This window comes from Micromonospora sp. WMMB482 (genome assembly GCF_019038635.1).
GTDB lineage: Bacteria > Actinomycetota > Actinomycetes > Mycobacteriales > Micromonosporaceae > Micromonospora > Micromonospora marina.
Window position 1 is genome coordinate 1 of sequence record NZ_JAHOPD010000027.1, and the last position, 7,443, is coordinate 7,443.

Annotated in this window: 5 protein-coding genes and 4 pseudogenes; 6 read left to right on the top strand and 3 right to left on the bottom strand. The window is 71.2% G+C overall.

The window, feature by feature from the left end; all coding sequences use genetic code 11:
- Together purH and KSK32_RS32455 are read right to left on the bottom strand one after the other, a co-directional pair.
- Positions 1–590: pseudogene (purH, locus tag KSK32_RS32450) on the bottom strand (bifunctional phosphoribosylaminoimidazolecarboxamide formyltransferase/IMP cyclohydrolase); the annotation flags it as partial.
- Positions 587–745 (bottom strand): annotated as a pseudogene (locus KSK32_RS32455) (phosphoribosylglycinamide formyltransferase); the annotation flags it as partial. The pseudogenes KSK32_RS32455 and purH, both read right to left, overlap by 4 nt.
- Between KSK32_RS32455 and KSK32_RS32460 the strand changes: the two are divergent.
- Positions 690–2,054, top strand: coding sequence for a hypothetical protein (locus KSK32_RS32460; protein WP_216936567.1), 1,365 nt, complete (start codon positions 690–692; stop codon positions 2,052–2,054). The pseudogene KSK32_RS32455 and the gene KSK32_RS32460 sit on opposite strands and share 56 nt — an antisense overlap.
- Before the next feature lie 65 nt (positions 2,055–2,119).
- Positions 2,120–2,425 carry a hypothetical protein gene (locus KSK32_RS32465; protein ID WP_216936561.1) on the top strand — a complete coding sequence of 102 codons (306 nt, stop codon included), beginning with the start codon at positions 2,120–2,122 and terminating at the stop codon, positions 2,423–2,425.
- On the opposite strand, the gene KSK32_RS32470 is transcribed toward KSK32_RS32465, so the two are convergent.
- A complete protein-coding gene (locus KSK32_RS32470; protein ID WP_216927931.1) occupies positions 2,403–3,668 on the bottom strand; it encodes an IS701 family transposase in 1,266 nt (421 codons plus the stop codon). The two genes, KSK32_RS32465 and KSK32_RS32470, sit on opposite strands and share 23 nt — an antisense overlap.
- 644 nt (positions 3,669–4,312) lie before the next feature.
- On the opposite strand from KSK32_RS32470, the gene KSK32_RS32475 reads away from it, so the two are divergent.
- The 4 genes and pseudogenes from KSK32_RS32475 to KSK32_RS32490 form a co-directional block, all read left to right on the top strand.
- Complete coding sequence (locus tag KSK32_RS32475) at positions 4,313–4,645, top strand: hypothetical protein (protein ID WP_254187006.1); 333 nt, start codon at positions 4,313–4,315, stop codon at positions 4,643–4,645.
- A gap of 537 nt (positions 4,646–5,182) precedes the next feature.
- Positions 5,183–6,262, top strand: coding sequence for a DUF4132 domain-containing protein (locus KSK32_RS34725; RefSeq protein WP_216936564.1), 1,080 nt, complete (start codon positions 5,183–5,185; stop codon positions 6,260–6,262).
- Positions 6,244–6,342 (top strand): annotated as a pseudogene (locus KSK32_RS35065) (DUF4132 domain-containing protein); the annotation flags it as partial. The gene KSK32_RS34725 and the pseudogene KSK32_RS35065, both read left to right, overlap by 19 nt.
- A gap of 278 nt (positions 6,343–6,620) precedes the next feature.
- A pseudogene (locus KSK32_RS32490) lies at positions 6,621–7,443 on the top strand (hypothetical protein); the annotation flags it as partial.

A 7,443-nucleotide genomic window follows, 5' to 3' on the forward strand; every position in this document is an offset into this window, starting at 1 on the left:
CGAACCAGTCGGCCACTGCGACGTCGTAGTCGCGATTGTCGGCGAACGCGCGGCCGCCAGCGCCCGGCGCCGGGCCAGGGTGAAGCCGCCCTCGGCGAGCGCGCCACCACCGCCGGGTACGCGGCCGGTCGGTCACCACCGCCACGAGGCGTGTTCTTCGCCGCGGCCCGCACCATCGCGGACCGCCGATGTCGATCTGCTCCACGCACTCGTCGGTGCCGGCGCCGGAGGCGACTGTGGCCTGGAACGGATAGAGGTTGGAGACCAGCAGGTCGATGCCGGCGATGCCGTGCTCGTCGAGCTGCGCGGCGTGCGCGTCCTTGCGCAGGTCGGCGAGGCGGCCGCCGTGGATCTTCGGGTGCAGCGTCTTGACCCGACCGTCGAGGATCTCCGGGAAGCCGGTGACCTGCTCGACCGGCGTCACCGGCACCCCGCGCGCCGGAGATCGTCGACGCGGTGCTCCCGGTCGACACGATCTCCACGCCGGCCTCGTGCAGGGCGCGGGCCAGCTCGACCAGGCCGGTCTTGTCGTAGACGCTGACCAGCGCGCGCCGGATCGGGCGGCGACCGGCGTCCTCAGTGGCGTTCACGGGATGGTGACCTTTCTGCCGGTGATCGTCCAACCTTTACGGACCAGGCGGCCGACCTGCTCGACGAGCTGGCGCCGCTCGGCGGACTTGATGCGCTCGGTGACGCGTTCCTCGTCGTCGTCGTCGTGCACCGGCACCGCGACCTGGGCCACGATCGCCGGCGACACGCTGCGCCGCACCGCCGCCATCACCGGCCGGCTGGAACCCGGCCGACGGCCCCTGCTGGCCGACTTCGACGTGGTCCGCGCGGCCTTTGTCGGCCAGCTCGCCCCCGCCGGGCGGATGGTGGTGCCGCTGCGGCTGCGCGGCGCCACGTCGCGCTCCATCGCCTTCACCCGCACTCCCGACGGCCTCACCGTCGACAGTCAACTCGCCGTGTTCATGCCCCTGCGCGGCAGCCTCGACGACGCCCGCCGCATCGTCGCGATCAACGAGCAGCAGGACGTCGCCCTGGTCGTCAACAAGGACCAGACCGTCGACGGCGCCCTGCTCGCCGGCGTCCTCGACACCCCCGCGCACACCCAGTGGACCGGCGTGATCTTCCCGCCGATGGTGCCGTACGAGTGGATCGAGCTGTGGCTCGCGCTGCGCCTACCTAACTCGAACCTGCGGATGACCACCGACCGCGCCGCGATCGACCGAGGCCAGGTCACCCCCATGCACCCGCAGTGGGGCGCCATGGCCACCGTCGAAGGCCCCAGCCTCGCCTACCTCACCCTGCGCCCCGCCGAACCCGTCGACGGGCAGAAGCGCTACGAGATCGGCCTCATCGGCCACGGCCCCGACGGCATCGCCCTGGCCGACATCACGGCCGAGGAAGCCGCACGGTGGGACCGCGAGTACCGCTCCCGCAGCGTGCGCTTCGAAATCCCGATCGGACGCGCCGGCGAGCACGCCCCCGACAAGGGACGCTTCGTCATCGACCGCCCGCACCACCCGTCACCGTCATCTGGGAATAGGGCCATGCTCGCCGGGACGACAGCACACCGCTTCCCCCTCGTCGCCCGGTCACGGCCGCTGTGCACCGCCCTGCCCGCGAGGATCGGCGCCCTGGCCGACCTCGCGGCCAGGGCACAGCACGACAACGACCTGACCGCCGCCGCCCGCGTCTACAACCAGGCCGCCCTCATCGCCTCCGACTGCGGCCAAACCGACCTCGCCCGCCAGTGGTGCCACCGCCACGCCCAAGCATGGCTCGACCGCCCAGACCTGACCACCACCCCCGCCGCCACGTCATCGAATCCCTGGTCAACCTCGCCCGCCTGCACATCCGAGCCGGCGAACACGACGACGGCCTCACACTCCTCCTCACCGAGCTCTACCACGCCATCGCCCACCGAACCGACACCACCATCGACGGCATCCCTCTCCCCGCCGCCGCGCTCACCCCCACCGAAGAAGCCCACCGCGACCTCACCCAATGGCTCTGGAGCGTCCACCTGGCAGACGGCACCCGCGCGCTGACCAGCGCCGGCCGCTGGGACGACGCCGAAGAACACCTCCAGCACCACCACGGCATCGGCAACCGGATGCTCGACGGACGCCAAGCCGCCATCATCGCCCGCATCCACCGCGGGCAACACGCCGCCGCCCAACAGATGATCGACACGACCCAACCCGGCGAGCCCTGGGAAGCCGCCGTGGCGGCCTGCCTCACCACAATGTCCCACCCAGACGGACCGGCACGCACCGAGGACGTCGACCTGATGACGGCGCGCTATCAGAAGGTGAGCAGGGATCCTTCGCTGGTCGTGTTCCGCACTCGCCTCGCCCTGTCCATCGTCGAACTAGTACGGCAGCCGCCGTTTGGGATCATGGTTGAAGTTCGAGGTTGAGCCGGCGTGTGTAGTGGGCTCGTCGGGCTCGGGCTTGATGCCGTCGTCGCCAGCCTGACCAGTGCAAACGATGGGCGAGGTCGGTGATCGGGCGGATGAGGCAGGCGTTGATCAGGCGGCGGACCTCGTTGACGGTCAGCGTGATCAGTCCCGTGTCGGTGGGCTCGTCGTGGGTGGCGTCAGCGGCGCTGATTGTCAGCACGGCGAGGGCGGCCAGGGCGAGGGTGGTGAATCGGTGCCAGGAGTCCCAGCGGCGGACCTGGTGCTGGTCCAGGCCGACCTGGCTCTTGGCGGCCTGGAAGCTCTCCTCGATGCTCCAGCGGATTCCGGCGACCCGCACGAGCTGGACGAGGGTGGCCGGTCTCGGGGTCCAGCAGCGGTAGAAGGCCAGCTCACCGGTGGTGATGTTGCGGCGGATCAGCAGGCTGTGCCGGCCGCCGTCGTCGGGGTCAGCGTCGGTGCACACGTCATCGAGCCAGGCCCAGTCGTAGAAACGCGGCCCCTTGGATCCGGCGCCGGCTGAGCGGCGCTGCCACGCCGAGGCGGGCAGGTCAGCGGCGATCCGGTCGGCGCGGATGCGGGTCTTGCTGCCGTCGATCGGCACCAGGTGGCTGCGGGACACCGCAAGGACGTAACCGATCTCGTGTTCGCGCAGGCCAGCGCGGAAGGCGGCGCTGTTGCCGTAAGCCTCGTCCGCAGCCACCCACCCGGCCGGCACCCCGGCGTCAAGGGCTGCGGTGATCATGTCGGCGGCCAACTCCGACTTGGTGGCGAACTCGATGTCCTCGGGCACCCCGGCAGCAGCACACCGGTCGCGGTCGTCGGTCCACGACGCTGGCAGATACACCCGCCGGTCGATCAGGGTGTGCCCGTCGGCGCCGGCGTAGCCCAGGAACACCCCGACCTGACTGTTCTCGATCCGCCCTGCCGTGCCGGTGTACTGGCGCTGCACCCCGACCGTGTGGATGCCCTTCTTCAGATCGCCGGTCTCGTCGACGGCCAGGACCGCGTCCGGACCGCCGAACCGGCCGGCGATCATCTGCCGCAGGTCGTCGCGGACGGCGTCGGCGTCCCACACCGCCCGGTACAACAACCGCTGCATCGCATCCGGCCCGGCGTGCCCGGCCTGCTCGGCCAACTGCCAACACGTCTTGACCTCAAGGTCAGCCAGCAGCCCGGTCACGAACTGTCCGGCCGCCCGGCGCGGTTCCACCCGCCCGAACCGGCCCGCGAAGCAGCCCAGCACCTCGGCCAGCACCCGCTCCCACCGTGCAACAGCTAGGCTGTGGCACGCGGCCACCGCAAGATCTGAAGTTATGTCCACAACGTACAGACGATCACGCGGTGGCCGCCCCGCGTCCACCCCAGGTCACCAGCAGAATCTCAAACGGCGGCTGCCGTACTAGCCGACGGCGCTTCCAGCCCCAGCCTGGAGCGCATCGCACGCCTCGCTGTCGAGACAGCGGTCACGGCCGCAGACGGGTACGCCGCACGGGACATCCTGACGTCCTCGGCGTTCCCAGAACCCGAAGCACAGCAAACGTTGCTCGACGTGCTGACCGCGAGCGGACTCGGCCGCCCTCTGCCACCACCGCTGCTGGGACGCCTCACGGCCGCGCTCAGTCAATGTGATGCGGTGGTCTCTCGGTTGCCGTGCTCGCCGGCCGGGACCCTCGCTCCGGCGCCGGCAGCGACGACGCCCGGCCCGCCCGGGGCACTGCGTTGAACACAGCGGCGGTGACACCCGCTGCCCGGGCGGATGACCGCAGCGGTTCCGTCGGACTGTCGTGCCATGATGCCGCTCACCTCAAGGCAAGGAGCAGCGCGGTGGCCACGGTTACGGTTCGGGACGAGACAGCGACGGGCAGGGCGATCGATCAGTGGCCGTTGGCAGGCCTGCCCGAGCGCATCTCCGCGCGGGAGCTGGTCCGGTTGCGCGTGCGCGAGGAGGTGGCGCGGTTCAACGCCGACCAGGCCGACCTCTTCCGGGGTCTGGTGCAGCCGACCAACGCGGAGGCGACGTTGAACGGCTATCGGGTCGGTCGGGGACGGCGGCTGGACTGGGAGCGTCAGGCGGACGCGGCGTGTGCCGCCTTCGCCCGCAACGGCTTCGTACTGCTGGTGGGTGACCGACAGGTCGAGGATCTCGACGAGGAGATCGACCTGCTCGCGGACCCCGAGGTGGCCTTCGTGCGACTCGTCCCCCTGGTAGGTGGCTGAGATGGGTGACTGGACGCGCCTGCTTCCCGCGCTGAGCGCCCCGGATCGCCGGCGGGTGGAAACCGGAATCGCCGAAGCCGACGCCCACGTTCGGCCGCTGCTCCGGACCACGGACACCTACTTCTGGGCGACGTCGGTGACCCGCACGCCGGAATGGGCGGCCACCAAGGCGTGGCCGGGTGAGCTTCGCCGCCGAGCCGCGCTCGCCGTGCACCTCGAGGCGACCACCAGCTCGATCCCGTCCGCGCTGAACGACGTCCTGCGGAGCCTAGCCGACGGCGTGCACGACTGGACCCGGGCGGATCTCCTATGGAGTCTGGAGGTTGCCGGCCAGGGGCACGGCTACGACAACGGCGCCCACCTGGAGTTGCCGGCGATGATCGCCGTGCGTCTGACTACCGCGGACCTGGCGGATCTGGCGCCGGCGCTCTCGGCCCTGTTCGACGAAATCGCCGAGGACTACTTCATGGCAGCCGGGCCACGTCGGCGGGTCGCCATGCTGATTGGAGAGGCGGTCGACCGTGCCACGGTCGCCGAGTGCCGTCGTGGTTGCTGCACCACGGCGACGAGTTCGGTCCCCTCGTGCGCGCCGGCCTGGGTGACGTCCTCGCCGCGCCGGGCGTGCCCGAGCTGCTGGCGCACTGCGCCTCGCTCGACAAGCCGGCGGCGCCGGCGAAGTGGCTGCGCGTCCTCGACGAACGGCTCACGACCGCGACCGATGGACAGGAAACCGTCCGCGCGGTCCTGGAGGCGTTCGCCGCCCACCGTCACTCTGTGCACGAGGACTCGGACCGCCTCCTGCGTGGCCTGGTGTGGGCGCTGTCGCGAGAGTCGGACGAGGCGGCAACGGACCTGCTGGCCCGGGTCACCGCCACCGCCTCGGCCGCGCCCCGCCAGGCGTCCGGTTTCCCCCATGCCCAGCGCACCGCGATCGCGGCCGTGCAGCTGCTCGCCGGGCGCGACGGTGAGGCACCGGTGCGGACCCTGGCACGGCTCGCGGCGAGGGTGAAGAACAAGGCGGTGCGCGCCCGGGTGCAGTCCGCGCTGGCGCGCCTCGGCGCGTCGCGGGGGTGGTCGCTCAGCGAGGTGATGGAGCTCGCCGTCGACGACCACGGGCTCGACTCCACCGGCAGCCGACTGACCGAGGTCGGCCCGTACGAGGCGACGGTGCGGGTCGTGGGCGAGAAGGCGCGTCTGACCTTCACTCGCGGCGGCACCGGGCTCAAGGGCGTGCCGGCCGTGCTCAAGGAGACGCACGCCGACGAGCTGAAGCAGCTACGTGACATGGTGAAGGGCATCAGCGCGACGCTGACCGCCGAGCGGCAGCGGGTGGAGGCGCTGCTGTCCGAGGACCGCGTCTGGGCGTACCCGGACTGGGTGTCCCGCTTCCTCGACCACCCGATAACCGGGACGTACGGGCGGCGGCTGCTCTGGGAGACCAGCACCGACGGACGCGACTGGTCGGCGGGCCTGCCCCACACCGACGGCGACGGGTGGACGATCGTCGGTCTCGACGGGCGACCGGCGCGTGGTGAGCGGTCCGGCTGTGGCATCCCATCCACGCGGCGGTGGACGAGACCCTCGCCTGGCGGGAACGGGTGCTCGCCACCGGCCTGACGCAGCCGTTCAAGCAGGCCTTCCGTGAGGTCTACCTGCTCACGCTGGCCGAGGAGCGGACCGGCTCCTACTCCAACCGGTTCGCCGCGCACATCCTGCGCTACCGCCAGGCGAACGCGCTCATGCGCGCCCGCGGCTGGCAGGCCGGCTACCTCGGCACGTGGGACGGAGGGTACGACAGCGAAGCCACCAAGCTCTTCGGCGGTGTGCGTGGCGGGCGTCCTTCCACCACCAACTCGTCGACACCGACGACCCGCGCGACTACGACGTCCACCACTGCTCGACCGACCAGGTGCGCTTCGCCCGATCCGACGGCGCGACCTGGCAACCCGCGCCGGTCGCGGACGTACCGCCGCTGGTGTTCACCGAGGCGATGCGGGACGTGGACCTGTTCGTCGGCGTCACCTCGATCGCCACCGACCCGCAGTGGGCCGACCGCGGCGAGGACCGGTTCCGGGACTACTGGCACCGCACCGCGGTCGGCGCGCTGAACCCGTCGGCGCAGGTACGTCGCGACGCCCTGGCCCGGCTGCTCCCCCGCATGGCCATCGCCGACCGGGTCACCCTCACGGACCGATACCTGCACGTACGCGGGAACCTGCGCGGCTACCGCATCCACCTCGGCTCGGGCAACATCATGATGGAGCCCCGACGTCTACCTGTGCATCGTCCCCGCACGCGGCGGCACCGGACGGCTACACCTGCCGTTCGAGGACGACCCGATGTTGTCGACGATCCTGTCCAAGGCGATCATGCTTGCCGCCGACGACACGATCACCGACCCCACCGTGCTGCGGCAGTTCGCCGCATGACGGGCTGGGCGCGACTGCACGTCAGCTACTGCCAGTACGAGGTGACCACCGTGCCCGGCGTGACCGGCCTGGGCATCCACACCATCGGTGACACCCTCCTTCAGGTGGGCGGGCCGAGTCGGCTCACCGGCTTCTGCGGGATCCACACGGGTCCGATCGAGGCACGTCTCCGGGTGCTGCCGGAGCCCTCGACGCAGATCGACGCCGGTTGGGATGCGATCAGTGAGGCGACCCTGTGGAGCCCCAGCGGCCGTTTGTCGGTCATCGGCCTGATGGGTGGCGTCGCGGAGGCCCTCGTCGACGTCCGCTCCCCGCGGGCTGATCCGGGTACGGGTGCACGCCCGTCACCGCCTGCACGAGACGGTGCGC

Coding starts and splice junctions, on each gene's coding strand:
- KSK32_RS32465 (WP_216936561.1), top strand. CDS start 2,120: ATGCTCGACGGACGCCAAGCCGCCATCATCGCCCGCATCCACCGCGGG.